The 16,268-nt window shown below is 72.9% G+C and carries 17 protein-coding genes and 1 tRNA gene; 10 read left to right on the top strand and 8 right to left on the bottom strand.

What is annotated here, in order from left to right; translation table 11 throughout:
- Positions 1 to 37: 37 nt before the first annotated feature.
- Together chpH and IE287_RS15705 are read right to left on the bottom strand one after the other, a co-directional pair.
- Positions 38 to 271 (bottom strand): chaplin ChpH, encoded by a 234-nt coding sequence (gene chpH / locus IE287_RS15710; RefSeq protein ID WP_015032475.1) that lies wholly within the window; start codon positions 269 to 271, stop codon positions 38 to 40.
- Between the two features lie 151 nt (positions 272 to 422).
- The gene (locus IE287_RS15705) at positions 423 to 1,748 is read right to left on the bottom strand and encodes a M20/M25/M40 family metallo-hydrolase (protein WP_189849670.1); all 1,326 of its coding nucleotides are present in this window, start codon (positions 1,746 to 1,748) and stop codon (positions 423 to 425) included.
- 238 nt (positions 1,749 to 1,986) lie between these two features.
- Between IE287_RS15705 and IE287_RS15700 the strand changes: the two genes are divergently transcribed.
- Together IE287_RS15700 and IE287_RS15695 are read left to right on the top strand one after the other, a co-directional pair.
- Positions 1,987 to 2,074 (top strand) — tRNA-Leu (locus IE287_RS15700).
- Positions 2,075 to 2,142: 68 nt separating this feature from the next.
- Positions 2,143 to 3,069, top strand: coding sequence for a pseudouridine synthase (locus IE287_RS15695; RefSeq protein WP_189849669.1), 927 nt, complete (start codon positions 2,143 to 2,145; stop codon positions 3,067 to 3,069).
- Here IE287_RS15695 and IE287_RS15690 read toward each other — a convergent pair.
- The 4 genes from IE287_RS15690 to IE287_RS15675 all read right to left on the bottom strand — a co-directional run bounded on the left by IE287_RS15690 (position 3,053) and on the right by IE287_RS15675 (position 7,281).
- Complete coding sequence (locus tag IE287_RS15690; RefSeq protein WP_189849668.1) at positions 3,053 to 3,682, bottom strand: MBL fold metallo-hydrolase; 630 nt, start codon at positions 3,680 to 3,682, stop codon at positions 3,053 to 3,055. The genes IE287_RS15695 and IE287_RS15690 overlap by 17 nt on opposite strands.
- The gene (locus IE287_RS15685; protein WP_189849667.1) at positions 3,682 to 4,767 is read right to left on the bottom strand and encodes an S-(hydroxymethyl)mycothiol dehydrogenase; all 1,086 of its coding nucleotides are present in this window, start codon (positions 4,765 to 4,767) and stop codon (positions 3,682 to 3,684) included. The genes IE287_RS15690 and IE287_RS15685 overlap by 1 nt, the downstream gene beginning before the upstream one ends.
- 137 nt (positions 4,768 to 4,904) lie before the next feature.
- Positions 4,905 to 6,362, bottom strand: a complete 1,458-nt coding sequence (locus IE287_RS15680) for an amino acid permease (protein WP_189849666.1) — start codon at positions 6,360 to 6,362, stop codon at positions 4,905 to 4,907.
- 217 nt (positions 6,363 to 6,579) lie between these two features.
- A complete protein-coding gene (locus IE287_RS15675) occupies positions 6,580 to 7,281 on the bottom strand; it encodes a FadR/GntR family transcriptional regulator (RefSeq protein WP_189849665.1) in 702 nt (233 codons plus the stop codon).
- 198 nt (positions 7,282 to 7,479) lie between these two features.
- On the opposite strand from IE287_RS15675, the gene IE287_RS15670 reads away from it, so the two are divergent.
- Positions 7,480 to 8,007 carry a gluconokinase gene (locus IE287_RS15670; protein WP_189849664.1) on the top strand — a complete coding sequence of 176 codons (528 nt, stop codon included), beginning with the start codon at positions 7,480 to 7,482 and terminating at the stop codon, positions 8,005 to 8,007.
- A gap of 38 nt (positions 8,008 to 8,045) precedes the next feature.
- Positions 8,046 to 9,443: a GntT/GntP/DsdX family permease gene (locus tag IE287_RS15665; protein WP_189849663.1), complete on the top strand. Its 1,398-nt coding sequence runs from the start codon at positions 8,046 to 8,048 to the stop codon at positions 9,441 to 9,443.
- Between the two features lie 213 nt (positions 9,444 to 9,656).
- On the opposite strand, the gene IE287_RS15660 is transcribed toward IE287_RS15665, so the two are convergent.
- Positions 9,657 to 11,312, bottom strand: coding sequence for an FAD-binding dehydrogenase (locus tag IE287_RS15660; protein ID WP_189849662.1), 1,656 nt, complete (start codon positions 11,310 to 11,312; stop codon positions 9,657 to 9,659).
- A 94-nt stretch (positions 11,313 to 11,406) separates the two neighbouring features.
- Between IE287_RS15660 and IE287_RS15655 the strand changes: the two genes are divergently transcribed.
- Genes IE287_RS15655 through IE287_RS15635 form a run of 5 tightly spaced genes read left to right on the top strand, consistent with a single transcriptional unit; the run spans position 11,407 to position 14,148 of the window.
- A complete protein-coding gene (locus IE287_RS15655; RefSeq protein WP_189849661.1) occupies positions 11,407 to 12,036 on the top strand; it encodes a TetR/AcrR family transcriptional regulator in 630 nt (209 codons plus the stop codon).
- A 29-nt stretch (positions 12,037 to 12,065) separates the two neighbouring features.
- Positions 12,066 to 12,830 (top strand): glucose 1-dehydrogenase, encoded by a 765-nt coding sequence (locus tag IE287_RS15650; protein WP_189849660.1) that lies wholly within the window; start codon positions 12,066 to 12,068, stop codon positions 12,828 to 12,830.
- Between the two features lie 39 nt (positions 12,831 to 12,869).
- Positions 12,870 to 13,397, top strand: a complete 528-nt coding sequence (locus tag IE287_RS15645) for an NUDIX hydrolase (RefSeq protein WP_189849659.1) — start codon at positions 12,870 to 12,872, stop codon at positions 13,395 to 13,397.
- Positions 13,398 to 13,420: 23 nt separating this feature from the next.
- Complete coding sequence (locus IE287_RS15640; RefSeq protein WP_189849658.1) at positions 13,421 to 13,813, top strand: YidH family protein; 393 nt, start codon at positions 13,421 to 13,423, stop codon at positions 13,811 to 13,813.
- Positions 13,813 to 14,148 carry a DUF202 domain-containing protein gene (locus tag IE287_RS15635; RefSeq protein WP_189849657.1) on the top strand — a complete coding sequence of 112 codons (336 nt, stop codon included), beginning with the start codon at positions 13,813 to 13,815 and terminating at the stop codon, positions 14,146 to 14,148. Before IE287_RS15640 ends, IE287_RS15635 begins: the two co-directional genes overlap by 1 nt.
- Positions 14,149 to 14,154: 6 nt before the next feature.
- Here IE287_RS15635 and IE287_RS15630 read toward each other — a convergent pair whose 3' ends face one another.
- The gene (locus IE287_RS15630) at positions 14,155 to 15,084 is read right to left on the bottom strand and encodes an NADP-dependent oxidoreductase (protein WP_189849656.1); all 930 of its coding nucleotides are present in this window, start codon (positions 15,082 to 15,084) and stop codon (positions 14,155 to 14,157) included.
- Positions 15,085 to 15,252: 168 nt separating this feature from the next.
- On the opposite strand from IE287_RS15630, the gene IE287_RS15625 reads away from it, so the two are divergent.
- The gene (locus IE287_RS15625) at positions 15,253 to 16,164 is read left to right on the top strand and encodes an MBL fold metallo-hydrolase (RefSeq protein WP_189849655.1); all 912 of its coding nucleotides are present in this window, start codon (positions 15,253 to 15,255) and stop codon (positions 16,162 to 16,164) included.
- The last annotated feature ends 104 nt before the right edge of the window (positions 16,165 to 16,268 follow it).

Genomic DNA, 16,268 nt, shown 5'->3' with positions numbered 1-16,268 from the left:
CCGGACGGCTCACGCCCTCAAGGGGCGGGGCACAACGTCAGGCGTTGACGCAGGTGTTGCCGAAGGCGGGGTTCAGCAGGCCGATCACGGAGACCGTGTTGCCGCAGACGTTCACGGGAACGTGAACCGGGACCTGCACGACGTTGCCCGAGAGGACACCGGGGGAACCGATGGCCGCACCCTGGGCACCCGCGTCGGCGACGGCCATGCCCGCGCCCGCGAGAACGAGACCGCCGGTGGCAGCCGCAGCAGCGACGACCTTCTTGATCATTATTCCTCCTAGTTGACAAGTGCGGCCCCAGCCGCGGACCGCAACACCTGTAACGAGGGGGAACCGAGGGGGCTACGAGCCCCGGGAGTCATTCACTCTTTCCGGTCACGGGCAAACGGACGGTCGAATCCGACCGTCCGCCGCCCCGCGGTCAGCAGGCGTCGAGGAAGCGGTCCAGGACGCGCACGCCGAACTTCAGGCCGTCGACCGGGACCCGCTCGTCGACGCCGTGGAACATGCCGGCGAAGTCCAGCTCCGGCGGCAGCTGGAGCGGGGCGAAGCCGAAGCAGCGGATGCCGAGGTCGTCGAAGGACTTGGCGTCGGTGCCGCCGGAGAGCATGTACGGGACGGCGCGGGCGATCGGGTCCTCGGCGCGCAGGGCGAGCTGCATGGCGTCGACGAGGGCCCCGTCGAAGCTGGTCTCCAGGGCCTTGTCGCCGTGCACGTCCTCGCGCTTCACCCGGGGACCGAGGATCCGGTCGAGATCGGCGAGGAACTCCTGCTCGTGACCGGGGAGGAAGCGCCCGTCGACGTGGGCGGTGGCCTGGCCGGGGATGACGTTCACCTTGTAGCCGGCGCCGAGCATGGTGGGGGCGGCGGAGTTCCGCAGGGTGGCGCCGATCATCTTGGCGATGCCGCCGAGCTTGGCCAGGGTGGCGTCCATGTCCTCGGGGTCGAGCGGAGTGCCGAGGGCGTCGGAGAGCTCGTCGAGGAAGCTGCGGACGGTCTTGGTGACGCGGACCGGCCACTGGTGGCGGCCGAGCCGGCCGACGGCCTCGCAGAGCTCGGTGATGGCGTTGTCGGAGTTGGTCATCGAGCCGTGGCCGGCCGTGCCCTCCACCGTGAGCCGCATCCAGTGCATGCCCTTCTGGGCGGTCTCGACCAGGTAGAGGCGCAGGTTCTCGTTGACGGTGAAGGAGAAGCCGCCGACCTCGCCGATCGCCTCGGTGACGCCCTCGAAGAGGTCACGGTGGTGGTCGACCAGGTGGCGGGCGCCGTAGGTGCCGCCGGCCTCCTCGTCGGCGAGGAAGGCGAGGACGACGTCGCGCGGGGGCTTGCGCCCGCTGCGCAGCCGGTCGCGGACGACCGCGAGGGTCATCGCGTCCATGTCCTTCATGTCGACGGCGCCGCGGCCCCAGACGCACCCGTCGGCGACCTCGCCGGAGAAGGGGTGGTGGGTCCAGTCCTCGGCGTTGGCCGGGACGACGTCGGTGTGCCCGTGGATGAGCAGGGCCGGACGGGACGGGTCCTCGCCCTCGATGCGGGCCACGGTGGAGGCGCGGCCCTGGTGGGACTCGATGATCCTCGGTTCGAGGCCGACCTCGGCGAGCTTCTCGGCGACGTACTCGGCCGCGGCCCGCTCCCCCGGGCCGGAGTGGTCGCCGTAGTTGCTGGTGTCGATGCGGATGAGGTCCCGGCAGAGGTCGACGACCTCGTCCTCACCCGAGACGGTACGGCCGGTGTTCGACTCGCTCACGCTGCTTCCTCCCACGACGTGCCCCACGTGCTTGCTGGTGGTCCTCCCTGCCCATCCTGCCGCGCCCCCGCCCCGGCGGCGCAAGGGCGTCCACCGGCCGACACACCCCCGACACATGCCGAGACGGGAGAGGCGGGAGGGGCGGACCGGGCGGGAGGGGAGGTGGTGATCGACCCCTCCGAATGTTTGCTATGGTTTTCCTCGTCGGAACGGCCCAGGGCCGCGAGACACACACCCTGTCCGGGTGGCGGAATGGCAGACGCGCTAGCTTGAGGTGCTAGTGCCCTTTATCGGGCGTGGGGGTTCAAGTCCCCCCTCGGACACCAGAGGAAAGTCCCGGTCGAGCTTGTCTCGGCCGGGACTTTCTCGTGTGCGGGCGACGGGAGGCGGAAGGGTGCGCAGGAAGAGGGTGCCGGCCGCCCCGCTGCCGCAGCGGGACGGGATCGATCCGGTGCGGCTCCGGCTGCCGGAGGACCCGGAGGGGACCTGGCCGACCGTGGGGGCCTATCTGCTCGGGCGGTACGGGGCGGCGGTCGGCGCGGAGCGGATCGGCGCGATGCTGGACGCGGGGCGGTTCGTCGGCGCCGACGGACGGGCCGCGGCGGGCCCGGAGCCGTACGAGCCGGGGCGGTGGCTGTGGTTCCACCGGGATCTCGCGCCGGAGGAGCGGGTGCCGTTCGAGGTCGGCGTCGTGTACCGGGACGAGCGGATCGTGGTCGCCGACAAGCCGCACTTCCTGGCGACGACGCCGCGCGGGCGGCACGTGAGGGAGACGGCGGTGGCCCGGCTGCGGGCCGGGCTCGGGCTGCCCGCGCTCCAGCCGGCGCACCGGCTGGACCGGCTGACGGCGGGCCTCGTGCTGTTCGTGGTGCGGCCCGAGGACCGGGGGGCGTACCAGCTGCTGTTCAAGGAGCGGCGGGTGCGCAAGGAGTACGAGGCGCTGGCGCCGTACGACCCCGGGGTGGGGCTTCCCGTGACGGTGCGCAGCCGGATCGAGAAGGAGCGGGGGGTGCTGGCCGCCCGGGAGGTGCCGGGCGAGCCGAACGCCGTGAGCCGGATCGAGCTGGTGGAGCGGCTGGGCGCCCACGCGCGGTACCGGCTGCTGCCGGAGACCGGGAGGACGCACCAGCTGCGGGTGCACATGAACGCGCTGGGGCTGCCGATCCTGGACGACCCGCTCTACCCGGTGGTGCGGGAGGACGGGCCGGAGGACCACCGGCGGCCGCTGCGCCTGCTGGCGCGGACGCTGGAGTTCGCCGACCCGTTCTCGGGTGGGGCGAGGCGGTTCGAGAGCCGCCTCGCGCTCAGTGACCCCGCCTGATCCACTCCTCCAGGTGCGGGGCCTCCTCGCCGATGGTGGTGGTGTCGCCGTGGCCGGTGCGGACGACGGTCTCCGGCGGGAGGGTCAGGAGCTTCCCGCGGATCGAGTCGACGATCGTGGGGAAGTCCGAGAAGGACCGGCCGGTGGCGCCGGGGCCGCCCCGGAAGAGCGTGTCGCCGGTGAAGACCGTGCCCAGGTCGGGGGCGTGCAGGCAGACCGCTCCGGGGGCGTGGCCGGGGGTGTGGAGGACCTTCAGGTCGGTGCCGGCGATGGTGAGGACCTGTCCGTCGGCGAGCTCGCCGTCGGGGGTGTGGTCGGGGTGGGTGAGCTTCCACAGCGGCTGGTCGGCCGGGTGGAGCAGGACGCGGGCGCCGGTGGCGGCGGCGAGCGCGGGGGCGGCGCCGACGTGGTCGTCGTGGGCGTGGGTGCAGACGATGGCGCGCAGGGCGCGTCCGTCGAGGGCTTCGAGGATGGCGTCGGCGTCGTGGGCGGCGTCGATGACGATCGCCTCGGTGTCGTCGCCGACGATCCAGACGTTGTTGTCGACGTCCCAGGTGCCGCCGTCGAGGCTGAAGGTGCCGGAGGTGACCAGGTGGTCGACGCGGGCGGCCATCAGAACACCACCACCGAGCGCAGGACGTCGCCCTCGTGCATGCGGGCGAAGGCCTTCTCGACCTCGTCGAGGGCGATGGTCTCGGTGACGAAGGCGCCGAGGTCGATGCGGCCCTGCCGGTGCAGGTCGATGAGCATCGGGAAGTCGCGGGACGGCAGGCAGTCGCCGTACCAGGAGGACTTGAGGGAGCCGCCGCGGCCGAAGACGTCCAGGAGGGGCAGTTCGAGCTGCATCTCGGGGGTGGGGACGCCGACCAGGACGACGGTGCCGGCGAGGTCGCGGGCGTAGAAGGCCTGCTTGTACGTCTCGGGGCGGCCGACGGCCTCGATGACGACGTCGGCGCCGAAGCCGTCGGTGAGCTCGCGGATCGCCTCGACGGGGTCGGCGGTGCGCGAGTCGACGGTGTGGGTGGCGCCCATCTCGCGCGCCTTGGCCAGTTTCCGCTCGTCGATGTCGACGGCGATGACCTTCGCGGCCCCGGCGAGGCGGGCGCCGACGATCGCGGCGTCGCCGACGCCTCCGCAGCCGATGACGGCGACGGTGTCGCCGCGGGAGACGTTCCCGGTGTTGATCGCGGCGCCGATGCCGGCCATCACGCCGCAGCCGAGGAGACCGGCGATCTCGGGGGCGACGGCCGGGTCGACCTTGGTGCACTGGCCGGCGGCGACGAGGGTCTTCTCGGCGAAGGCGCCGATGCCGAGGGCCGGGGAGAGCTCCGTGCCGTCGAGCAGGGTCATCCGCTGCGTGGCGTTGTGGGTGTCGAAGCAGTACCAGGGGCGGCCCCGGCGACAGGCGCGGCACTGGCCGCAGACGGCCCGCCAGTTGAGGATCACGTAGTCGCCGGGGGCGACCTCGGTGACGCCCTCGCCGACCGACTCGACGGTGCCGGCGGCCTCGTGGCCGAGGAGGAACGGGAAGTCGTCGTTGATCCCGCCCTGCTTGTAGTGGAGATCGGTGTGGCAGACGCCGCACGCCTGGATCCTGACGACGGCCTCACCGGGACCGGGATCGGGGATCACGATGGTCTCGACCCGGACCGGTTCGTTCCTGCCGGGGGCGATGACCCCCTGGACGTGCTGCGGCATCGCGAACTTCCCTTCCTCCGACTGGATCTTGTAAGCCTCCTGGGTACCACTATCTCCCGATAAAAGGCGAGACCCCCGCAGGCCGTGCCTGCGGGGGTCCGCCGCTCCCGTGGGGGGAGTGCGGGGAGGCGGGCGGGTCAGTCCTGCCGCGCGGCGGTCTCGCGGACCCGGCCGCGGACCAGGAACCAGCCGCCGACGAGGACCGCGGCGATCAGCGGGAGGCAGTTGACGGTGGTGCGGCCGATGCCGCCGTCCATCCACATGAGGACCAGGACGGAGCCGAGGAAGACCAGGGTCACGATCTGGGTGTACGGGGCCCAGGGCAGCCGGTAGGCGGGGCGGACGAGCCGGCCCTGCTCGGCGCGGCGGACGAAGAGCAGCGAGCAGACCATGATCATGGCCCAGGTGCCGATGATGCCGATGGAGGCGAAGTTGAGGACAAGCTCGAAGGCGTCCTCGGGCATCCTGGCGTTGAGGGCGACGCCGACGACGCCGAAGCCCGCGGTGAGCAGGATGCCGCCGTAGGGCACGCCGCCCTTGTTCATGACGCCGGTGAACTTCGGGGCGGAGCCGGCCAGCGACATGGAGCGCAGGATGCGGCCGGTGGAGTACAGGCCGGAGTTGAGGCTGGAGAGGGCGGCGGTGAGGACGACGAGGTTCATCACGCCGGCGGCGCCGGGGACGCCCAGCTTGTCGAAGACGGTGACGAAGGGGCTCTGGTCGCCGGTGTAGGCGGTGTACGGGAGGAGCAGCGCGAGCAGGACGACGGAGCCGACGTAGAAGAGGCCGACGCGCCACATGATCGAGTTGATCGCCTTCGGCATGATCTTCTCGGGGTTCTCGGTCTCGCCTGCGGCGACGCCGCAGAGCTCGACGGAGGCGTAGGCGAAGACGACGCCCTGGATGAGCAGGAGCATCGGCATCATGCCGTTGGGGAAGATGCCGCCGTTGTCGGTGATGTTGGCGAGGCCCGGGGTGGAGCCGCCGACGTCGTGCGAGGTGACGACGAGGAAGATGCCGACGAGCATGAAGGCGACGAGCGCGGCGACCTTGACGATCGCGAACCAGAACTCCATCTCGCCGAAGTACTTCACCGAGATGAGGTTGGCGGCGAGCACGACCGCGAGGGCGATCAGCGCGAGGATCCACTGCGGGACGTCGCTGAACATCGACCAGAAGTGGGCGTAGGTGGCCGCGGCGGTGATGTCGGCGACGGCGGTGGTCGACCAGTTGAGGAAGTAGAGCCAGCCGGCCGTGTAGGCGCCCTTCTCGCCCATGAACTCGCGGGCGTAGGAGACGAAGGCGCCGGAGGACGGGCGGTAGAGCACCAGCTCGCCCAGGGCCCTGACCACGAAGAAGGCGAAGACGCCGCAGACCGCGTACGCGATGAAGAGCGAGGGGCCGGCGCTGGCCATCCGGCCGCCCGCGCCGAGGAAGAGCCCCGTGCCGATGGCGCCGCCGATGGCGATCATGTTGATGTGCCGGGACTTGAGGTCCTTGCGGTATCCGGCGTCGCCGGCGTCGACGTGGGGGGAGGCGGGCGTGTTCGCCGGCGCGGCGGACAGCGGCTCGGCCGCGGTGACGCGGTCACTCATGGAGTTGTCGCCTTCGTGAGGGGGTGGGGGCTGTGCGGTACCCGGCCGCGCCCCGGGGTCCCTTCGTGGGGGTCGCCCCTGCGCGGCCAGCCGACATCCTCACGGCAAGGCACGCTCACTGACTGTGAGCGAATTCACTGAACGCCCGGATTTGAGCTAGTTCAGAGCTTACGCAGCGCTGTACGGCGTACGGCCCGCGCGCGACGGGCGGGTGCCGTCACGGGGCCAGGACGTCCAGCTCCCTGAGCGCGCCGACGGCGATCTCGCGGGTCAGCGCCTCGGCGCGGGCCGCGTCCCGCTCCCGTACCGCCTCGGCGACCTGGACGTGGAGGGTGACGGCGGCCGGGTCGGGGTCCTCGAACATCACGTGGTGGTGGGTGCGGCCGGTGAGGACCTCGGCGACGACGTCCCCGAGGCGGGCGAACATCTCGTTCCCGGAGGCGTTGAGGACGACCCGGTGGAAGGCGATGTCGTGGACCAGGTACGCCTCCAGCTGCCGGCCGCGCGAGGTGGCGACCATGCCGAGGGCCCGCTCGGTGAGCTCGCGGCACTGGTCCGGGGTGGCGTGGAGGGCGGCGAGGCCGGCGGCGACGGGTTCCACGGCGGAGCGCAGCACGGTGAGGGAGCGGAGCTGCCGGGGGCGGTCGGCCCCGGCCAGGCGCCAGCGGATGACCTGGGGGTCGTAGACGTTCCAGCTCTCGGTGGGCAGGACGGTGACGCCGACCCGGCGGCGGGACTCCACGAGGTGCATCGACTCCAGCACGCGGACGACCTCGCGGACGACGGTCCGCGAGACGTCGAAGTCCTGCGCGAGCTCGTCGGTGCGCAGCACCGTGCCCGGCGGGTGATCCCCCGCGGTGATGGCGAGGCCCAGGGTGGCGAGCACGTGCGAGTGGAGCCCCTGGGCCGGAGTCGTCATGGGAGCAGCCTATGCGCGGCCGGGCCGGTGATCACACCGGAGAGCGGGACGGGGGCGGGCGCGCCTCCCCGGGAATTAAAAGTACTACTTTTATGTCACAGGCTCTTGAATACGTCGTACTCAATGGGTTTCATGAGCCCGACGGATCGATGTCGCGAAGACAGCACCGATGTCGAAGAAGACAGCGAGGCACCCCCCATGAGCACCACCCCCCACCCCGCCGCTCCCCCGGTCGTCGTCGTCATGGGCGTCGCCGGGACCGGCAAGACCACGATCGGCCCGCTGGTCGCCGACGCCCTCGGCCTCCCCTACGCCGAGGGCGACGACTTCCACCCCGCGGCCAACGTGGCGAAGATGTCGGCCGGCGTCCCGCTGGACGACGCCGACCGGGAGCCGTGGCTCGACGCCATCGGCGTCTGGGCCCACGGCCGGGCCGGGGCCGGCGGGGTGGTCAGCAGCTCCGCGCTGAAGCGGGTCTACCGGGACCGGCTGCGCGCGGCCGCGCCCGGGGTCGTCTTCCTCCACCTGACCGGCGACCGGGAGCTGATCGAGGGCCGGATGGCCTCCCGCACGGGCCACTTCATGCCCACCGCGCTGCTCGACTCCCAGTTCGCCACCCTGCAGCCGCTGCAGGACGACGAGGCCGGCGTCGCCGTCGACGTCTCCGGCACCCCCGAGGAGATCGCCGGCCGGGCCGTCGCCGCGCTGCGGCGGCTCGCCCGCTGACCTCCCGTCCCCCACCTGCCCGTACGAAGGACCCCACCGTGACCCGTCTCAGCGTCGAGACCCTGGCAGCGGACGCCGTCGAACCGATCACCTCGGCCGGCAACGCCCAGCTGGGCATCGCCGTTCTCGCCGGCATCGCCGTCATCGTCCTGCTCATCACCAAGTTCAAGCTGCACGCGTTCCTGGCGCTGACCATCGGGTCGCTCGCGCTCGGCGCGTTCGCCGGTGCCCCGCTCGCGGACACCATCAAGGCGTTCAGCACCGGCCTCGGCAACACCGTGGCAGGCGTGGGCGTGCTCATCGCGCTCGGCGCGATCCTCGGCAAGCTGCTGGCCGACTCGGGCGGCGCCGACCAGATCGTCGACACGATCCTGGCGAAGGCGAGCCGGCGCTCCATGCCGTGGGCGATGGTCCTGATCGCCTCGGTGATCGGCCTGCCGCTCTTCTTCGAGGTCGGCATCGTGCTGCTGATCCCGGTGGTCCTCATGGTCGCCAAGCGCGGCAACTACTCGCTGATGCGGATCGGCATCCCGGCCCTGGCCGGCCTGTCCGTGATGCACGGCCTGATCCCGCCGCACCCCGGCCCGCTCGTCGCGATCGACGCCGTCGGCGCCAACCTGGGCGTCACCCTCGCCCTCGGCCTGGTCGTCGCGATCCCGACCGTGATCATCGCGGGTCCGGTCTTCTCCCGGTACGCGGCCCGCTGGGTGGACATCCAGGCGCCCGAGCACATGATCCCGGCGCGCCCCTCCGAGGACCTGGAGAAGCGCCCCGGCTTCGGCGTCACGGTCGCCACGGTGATGCTGCCGGTCGTCCTGATGCTGGTGAAGGCGCTCGTCGACATCGTGGTCGACGACCCCGAGAACGCCGTGCAGAAGGTCACCGACGTCATCGGCTCGCCGCTGATCGCGCTGCTCGCCGCCGTCATAGTCGCCCTGTTCACGCTGGGCCGCGCGGCCGGCTTCAGCAAGGAGCGGCTGTCCTCGACGGTCGAGAAGTCCCTCGCCCCGATCGCGGGCGTGCTGCTGATCGTCGGCGCGGGCGGCGGCTTCAAGCAGACGCTGATCGACATCGGCGTGGGCCAGATGATCCTGGACTTCTCCCGGGACTGGTCGATCCCGGCCCTGCTGCTCGCCTGGCTGATCGCGGTCGCGATCCGGCTCGCCACGGGCTCCGCGACGGTCGCGACGATCTCGGCGGCCGGCCTGGTGGCCCCGCTGGCCGCGGGCATGTCGACCGGTGAGACGGCGCTGCTCGTGCTGGCGATCGGTGCCGGTTCGCTCTTCTTCAGCCACGTCAACGACGCCGGTTTCTGGCTGGTGAAGGAGTACTTCGGCATGAGCGTCGGCCAGACGATCAAGACCTGGTCGGTGATGGAGACCATCATCTCGGTGGTGGCCCTGGTCTTCGTGCTGCTGCTGTCGCTGCTGGTCTAGCGGCGGCCGGCCGGGGAAGGGCCCGGTCCCCGGAGCGCGTGCGCTCCGGGGACCGGGCCCTTCCCGTGCCCTGGCCGCCCCTGCGCGGGGGCGGGTCCTGTGCCCTGGCCGCCCCTGCGCGGGGGCCGGGGTCCTGCGCGGGAGGCCGGGGCCGGGGTCCTGTGCGGGGGCCGGGGTCCTATGCCGGGGCCGGGGTCCTGTGCGGGGCCGTTCCTACGCGGTGGCCGCCGCCGCGGCCCGCCCGGCCGCGCGGCCGGAGAAGATGCAGCCGCCGAGGAAGGTGCCTTCGAGGGAGCGGTAGCCGTGGACGCCGCCGCCGCCGAAGCCGGCGGCCTCGCCCGCCGCGTACAGGCCGGGAAGGGGTTCGCCGGTGTCGGTGAGGACCCGCGAGGAGAGGTCGGTCCGGAGGCCTCCGAGGGACTTGCGGGTGAGGATGTTGAGGCGGACCGCGATCAGCGGGCCGGCCTTGGGATCGAGGATCCGGTGCGGGGCGGCGGTGCGGATCAGGCGGTCGCCCAGGTAGCTGCGTGCGCCGCGGATCGCGGTGATCTGGAGGTCCTTGGTGAAGGGGTTGGCGATCTCTCGGTCGCGGGCGGTGATCTCGCGGCGGAGCGCGGACTCGTCGACGAGGTCCTGGCCGGTGACCCGGTTCATGCCCCGGACCAGGGCCCCGAGGTCGTCCTCGACGACGAAGTCGGCGCCCTTGTCCATGAACGCCCGGACGGGGCCCGGGACGTCGGCGCGGGCGCGGCCGAGGACGTCGCGGACGGACTTGCCGGTGAGGTCGGGGTTCTGCTCGGAGCCGGAGAGGGCGAACTCCTTGCCGATGATCCGCTGGTCGAGCACGAACCAGGTGTGGTCGTGACCGGTCCGCATGATGTGTTCGAGGGTGCCGAGCGTGTCGAAGCCGGGGAAGAGCGGCACCGGGAGCCGCTTGCCGGTGGCGTCGAGCCAGAGGGAGGAGGGGCCGGGCAGGATGCGGATGCCGTGCTTGGCCCAGAGGGGGTTCCAGTTCTCGATGCCCTCGGTGTAGTGCCACATCCGGTCGCGGTTGACGTGGTGGGCGCCGGCCTTCTCCGCGATGCCGAGCATCAGGCCGTCGACGTGGGCGGGGACGCCGGAGAGCAGCTTCGCGGGCGGGGTGCCGAGGCGGGCCGGCCACTGGGAGCGGACCAGGTCGTGGTTGCCGCCGATGCCGCCGGTGGTGACGATCACCGCCTGGGCCCTCAGCTCGAAGGAGCCGGTCGCGGTCCTGCTGCTGGCGGTGCCGCGTTCCGCGTCGGAGGGTTCCAGGACCTCGCCGGAGACCGTGTCCAGGGCGCCCCCGGTGCGACCCAGGGAGGTGACGCGGTGGCGGAAGCGGAAGGTGACGAGGCCGCGGGCGACGCCTTCGCGGACCTTCGCCTCGAAGGGGGCGACGAGGCCGGGGCCCGTGCCCCAGGTGATGTGGAAGCGCGGGACGGAGTTGCCGTGCCCGGTGGCGTCGTAGCCGCCGCGCTCGGCCCAGCCGACGACCGGGAAGAAGCGGACGCCGCGCGCGTGGAGCCAGGCGCGCTTCTCGCCGGCCGCGAAGTCGACGTACGCCTCCGCCCAGCGGCGGGCCCAGTCGTCCTCGGGGCGGTCGAAGCCGGCGGTGCCCCTCCAGTCCTGGAGGGCGAGGGCGTGGCTGTCCTTGATGCGCAGCCGGCGCTGTTCGGGGGAGTCGACGAGGAAGAGCCCGCCGAAGGACCAGTGGGCCTGGCCGCCGAGGGACTGTTCGGGCTCCTGGTCCAGGAGGATCACGGACCGGCCGGCTTCGACCAGTTCGGCGGTGGCGACGAGACCGGCGAGGCCGGCCCCGATCACGATCACATCGGCGTCGTAGGGCATGGACCGCATCTTGGATACACGGATGTATCGAGTCAACCGTTCCGGACCGTCCGGCCCCCTCCCGTTTTCTAATGTCGCGCATTAATATGTTTCCATGGCAAGGACATCGGGCCCCGAGACCCGGGAGAAACTGGTCCGCGCGGCGGAGGAGCTCTTCGCCTCCCAGGGCGTCGACGGCGCGCAGCTGAGGGACGTCACCCGGCTCGCCGGACAGGCCAACCCCTCCGCGGTCCAGTACCACTTCGGCTCCCGCGCCGGACTCCTCGACGCGGTCATGGCCGGCCGGCTGGCCCGCACCGAGCAGGTGCTGGTCTCCCTCCCGTACGACGAGGAGGCCGGCGTGCGCGAGCTGCTCACCGCCCTCGTCACCGCCGAGGCGAGCGAGCTGGGCACCGAGCGGGGCCGCCGCTGCCTGCGGGTCTCCGCGCAGCTCAGCCACGAGAGCGGCGTCCGCGCCCGCACCCCCCACCCCACCCTCGCCGGCACCGCCTACTGGACGCTGATCGAGCGGATCGCCGGACGCCTCGCCGACGACGGGCTGCCCGAGCCGCTGCTCCTGGAGCGCCTGGACCTGGCCCTCACGGTCGTCGGCGCGGCCCTCGCCGACCGGGCCCGGCAGTACCTCGACGGGACGGAGCCGCTCACCGACGAGCCCCTCTTCCTCGCCGACCTCGTCGAGACCACCACCGCGCTCCTCCGGGCCGCACCGCCCCGGAGGCCCTGATGCGCAGCACCACCCCGAAAGGACCCTCCATGAACGACCTCTCCGGCAAGACCGTCCTCATCACCGGCGGCGCCCGCGGCCTGGGCGCCGAAGCGGCCCGCCGGGCCGTCGCCGCCGGGGCGAACGTGGTCGTCACCGACGTCCTCGACGAGGACGGCGCGGCGACCGCCGCGAGCCTCGGCGAGCGCGCCCGCTTCCTCCACCACGACGTCACCTCCGAGGAGGAGTGGGCGGCCGCCGTCGCCTGCGCCGTCGCCGAGTTCGGCGGTCTGCACGGCCTGGTGAACAACGCCGGCATCTCCACCGGCACCCTCCTGGAGTCCGAGAGCGTCGAGCACTTCCGCAAGGTCCTCGACATCAACCTCACCGGCGTCTTCATCGGCATGAAGGCCGCGATACCGGCGATGCGCGAGGCCGGCGGCGGCTCCATCGTCAACATCTCCTCCGCGGCCGGCCTGATGGGCCTCGCGCTGACCGCCGGCTACGGCGCCTCCAAGTGGGGCGTCCGCGGCCTCACCAAGATCGGCGCGGTCGAGCTCGGCACCTCCGGGATCCGGGTCAACTCGGTCCACCCCGGCATGACCTACACCCCGATGACCGCCTCGGTCGGCATCCGGCGCGGTGAGGGCATGTACCCGAACACGCCGATGGGCCGGGTCGGCGAGGCCGACGAGATCGCCGGCGCGGTCGTCTTCCTGCTCTCGGACGCCGCCTCGTACGTGACCGGCGCGGAACTCGCCGTGGACGGCGGCTGGACCACCGGCCCGACGGTCGAGTACGTCATGGGGCGGTGACTCCGGAGCCCCGGCGACCCGGCTGGTTGGATGGGGCGCATGAGCGCTTCCGATGAAGTACTGGACGTCGTCGACGAGCAGGACCGGGTGATCGGGCGGGCCCCACGCGGCGAGGTGTACGCGCGGGGCCTGATCCACCGCTGCACCTTCGTCCGCGTGCGGGACGCCGAGGGGCGGGTCTTCGTCCACCGCAGGACGCCGACGAAGCTGGTCTTCCCCTCGCTGTACGACCTCTTCGTCGGCGGGGTCGTCGGCGCCGGCGAGTCCTACGACGACGCGGCGCTCCGCGAGGCCGAGGAGGAGCTCGGCGTCTCCGGGCTGCCCCGCCCCGCCTTCCTGCACAAGTTCCTGTACGACTCCGGGGGCGTGGCCGGGAAGTGGTGGTCGGCCGTCTACGAGGTCCGCTGCGACCTGCCGGTGCGGCCGCAGGCCGAGGAGGTCGCCTGGCACGCCTTCCTCACCGAGGACGAGCTGCGGGAGCGGCTGCCGGGCGCGGCCGGGGCCTGGGAGTGGGTGCCGGACGGTCTCGCCGCGTACGAACGGCTGGTGGCGGACCGGAGCTGGTAGGGATCGGCCATTAGGGTGCCGGGGTGAGGCAATTCGTACAGAGTCTGCGGCTGTGGTTCGCGCCGCAGCGGATCGGCGACGAGGGCGAGACCCCCGACTACCGCTTCTCCCTCGCCAACGAGCGGACCTTCCTCGCCTGGATCCGGACCGCGCTCGCGCTCGTCGGCGGCGGTTTCGCCGTCGACCAGTTCCTGCCGGACCTGCGCTGGGCGGTCCGGGTCGGGCTCTCGCTCGCGCTGCTCGCGGCCGGCGTGCTGTGCGCGCTGCGCGCGGTGAACCACTGGATCCGCTGTGAGCGGGCCATGCGCCGGGGCGAGGACCTTCCGGTCTCCCGCTTCCCCGCGGTCCTGAGCCTCACGGTGGCGGTGGTGGCGGTCGCGATGGTGGTGCTCGTGGTCTTCGGCCGGGCCGGCTAGTGGGCGGTCCCGCGCCCGGGTCCGCCGCGGCCGCCGACCGGGACCCGGGGCTCCAGCCGGAGCGGACCCGGCTCGCCTGGAGGCGGACCACGCTGTCCTGCACGGTCGTGGCGGTGCTCGGCGTCAAGCTGGCCTTCGTGGACGGCGCCACGGCGGCGGGGGTGACCGGGCTGGCCCTCTCCGCGCTGCTGTGGATCGGCTTCCTGGCCGTCGCCCACCGGCGGATCCGCGCCCTGGACACCGCCCGGCCCCGGGTCCTGTCCGTCCGGGCCGCGGTGCTCGCCACCGGCTGCACGATCGCCCTGGCGGTGTGCGGGGCGGTGCTGATCTGGTGACGGCCCCTATGGGACGGTGACCACGACCTTGCCCTGGAGGCCGCCCGCGGCGTTGGCGCGCTGGGCGTCGGCCGCCCGCTCCAGCGGGAAGGTCTTCGCCACCCGGACGTCCAGGACGCCCTCGTCGGCGAGGTCGGCGAGCGCGGCCAGGTCGGCGGCGTCCGGGCGGACCCAGTAGTAGCGGCCGCCGAGCGCCAGGACCTCGCCGTCGGCGACGGAGGCGAGCCGGCCGCCGGGGGCGAGCAGCCGCGCGGCGTGCTGGAGGAAGGGGCCGCCGAGGGTGTCGAGGACGGCGTCCACGCCGTCCGGGGCGAGCTCGCGCACCTGCCGGGTGAAGGTCGCCTCGTCGAAGAGGACCGGCTCGGCGCCGAGGGCGGCCACCCGCTCCCGGCCGGCCTCGCGGGCGGCGCCGAGGACCCGGCAGCCGAGGTGGCGGGCGATCTGGACGCCCATGGAGCCGACGCCGCCGGCCGCCGCGAGGACCAGGACCGTCTCCCCGGGGCGCACCGAGAGCGCGGTGTGCAGGGCCTGGTAGGCGGTGAGGCCGGCCAGCGGCAGGCCGGCGGCCTCCTCGAAGGAGTAGGCGCGGGGCTTGCGGCCGAGGGTGCGGACCGGGGCGGCGACGTACTCGGCGAAGGTGCCGTGGGAGAGGAAGTCCTCCCGGACGTACCCCATGACCTCGTCGCCCTCCGCCCACTCGGTGACGGAGACGCCGGGGCGGACGACGACGCCGGAGACGTCCCAGCCGGGCACGACCGGGAAGACGGCGTCGATCATGCCGTCGAGGTAGCCGGCCTGCGCCTTCCAGTCGACCGGGTTGACCGCCGCCGCCCGGACCCTGACCAGGACCTCGTCGGGCCCCACCTTCGGGTCGGGAAGCTCGCCGTACTCCAGGACCTCGGGGCCGCCGTACCTGCGGTAGCTGATCGCCTTCATGGCTCCGACCCTCGGCGCGGACGGGTCGGCGCGCAAGCCGGGCGGGGCGGTCCGGGCGGGTCCGGTCCCCCGGAACGGGCCCCCCGGCGCGTCCGCCGGTGGCAGGCTTCCCCTGTTCCGCCGATCTTCCTTCCGCCGATCGGCCGTCTCCGCTCCGGGGGGAGCCCTGTGCCTGCCACCGACCCGTACGTGGTCACGCTCGCGCCGCACGTCCACGCCTACGTCCAGCCCGACGGCGGCTGGTGTCTCAACAACGCCGGTTTCCTCGGCGACCCGGACGGCTCGCTGCTCGTCGACACCACCGCCACCGAGCGGCGCGCCCTGCTGCTGCGCGAGGCGGTGCTCGCCGCCGGGCTGCCGCTGCCCGGGACCGTCGTGAACACCCATCACCACGGCGACCACACCTACGGCAACGGGGTGTTCCGGCCCGGGGCGCGGATCGTCGGACACGAGAACTGCCGGTCCGAGCAGCTCGCGGCCGGACACCAGCTGCACCTGCTGTGGCCGCGGACCGACTTCGGCCGGGTCGAGATCACGCCGCCGGACGTGACCTACCGGGACCGGATGACGGTGTACGCGGGCGGGATCGAGGTCCGGGTGCTGCACCCGGGTCCCGCGCACACCACCGGCGACTCGATCGTGCACCTGCCGGAGCAGGGCGTGGTCTTCACCGGGGACCTGGTCTTCCAGGGCGGCACGCCGTTCCTGCCGATGGGCTCGCTCGCCGGCTCGCTGCGCGCGCTCGACGTGCTGCGGTCGCTGGACGCGGAGCGGGTGGTGCCGGGGCACGGGCCGGTGACGGACCCGGCGGCCTACGACGCCACCGAGCGCTATCTGCGGTGGGTGGCGGAGCTGGCCGCCGAGGGGCACGCGAAGGGGGATCCGCCGCTGGAGACCGCCCGGCGGGCGGAGCCGGGCGAGTTCGCCGCGTGGCGGGAGAGCGAGCGGCTGGTGGCCAACCTGCACCGGGCGTACGCGGAGCTGGACGGGCGGCCGGAGGGGCATCCGCTCGATCCGGTGGCCGTCTTCGGCGACATGGCGGCGATGAACGGCGGGGTGCCGGTGGCGTGCCACGCCTGAGCGCCGGCCGGTGAGGCGAGGGGGACCCGGGGCGGGGGCCGGGTCCCCCTCCGGCTGTTTCGGGGAGCCCTCTGGACGACATACCGACTGGTCGGTCATCATGA

Source organism: Streptomyces omiyaensis (assembly GCF_014650895.1).
In the GTDB taxonomy this organism is placed as follows: domain Bacteria; phylum Actinomycetota; class Actinomycetes; order Streptomycetales; family Streptomycetaceae; genus Streptomyces; species Streptomyces omiyaensis.
This window is presented reverse-complemented; position numbering and strand designations above follow the sequence as displayed.

Coding starts and splice junctions, on each gene's coding strand:
- chpH (WP_015032475.1), bottom strand. CDS start 271: ATGATCAAGAAGGTCGTCGCTGCTGCGGCTGCCACCGGCGGTCTCGTT.
- IE287_RS15690 (WP_189849668.1), bottom strand. CDS start 3,682: ATGGCCGCCCGCGTCGACCACCTGGTCACCTCCGGCACCTTCAGCCTC.
- IE287_RS15685 (WP_189849667.1), bottom strand. CDS start 4,767: ATGCCGCAGCACGTCCAGGGGGTCATCGCCCCCGGCAGGAACGAACCG.
- IE287_RS15680 (WP_189849666.1), bottom strand. CDS start 6,362: ATGAGTGACCGCGTCACCGCGGCCGAGCCGCTGTCCGCCGCGCCGGCG.
- IE287_RS15675 (WP_189849665.1), bottom strand. CDS start 7,281: ATGACGACTCCGGCCCAGGGGCTCCACTCGCACGTGCTCGCCACCCTG.
- IE287_RS15670 (WP_189849664.1), top strand. CDS start 7,480: ATGAGCACCACCCCCCACCCCGCCGCTCCCCCGGTCGTCGTCGTCATG.
- IE287_RS15660 (WP_189849662.1), bottom strand. CDS start 11,312: ATGCCCTACGACGCCGATGTGATCGTGATCGGGGCCGGCCTCGCCGGT.
- IE287_RS15655 (WP_189849661.1), top strand. CDS start 11,407: ATGGCAAGGACATCGGGCCCCGAGACCCGGGAGAAACTGGTCCGCGCG.
- IE287_RS15650 (WP_189849660.1), top strand. CDS start 12,066: ATGAACGACCTCTCCGGCAAGACCGTCCTCATCACCGGCGGCGCCCGC.
- IE287_RS15645 (WP_189849659.1), top strand. CDS start 12,870: ATGAGCGCTTCCGATGAAGTACTGGACGTCGTCGACGAGCAGGACCGG.
- IE287_RS15630 (WP_189849656.1), bottom strand. CDS start 15,084: ATGAAGGCGATCAGCTACCGCAGGTACGGCGGCCCCGAGGTCCTGGAG.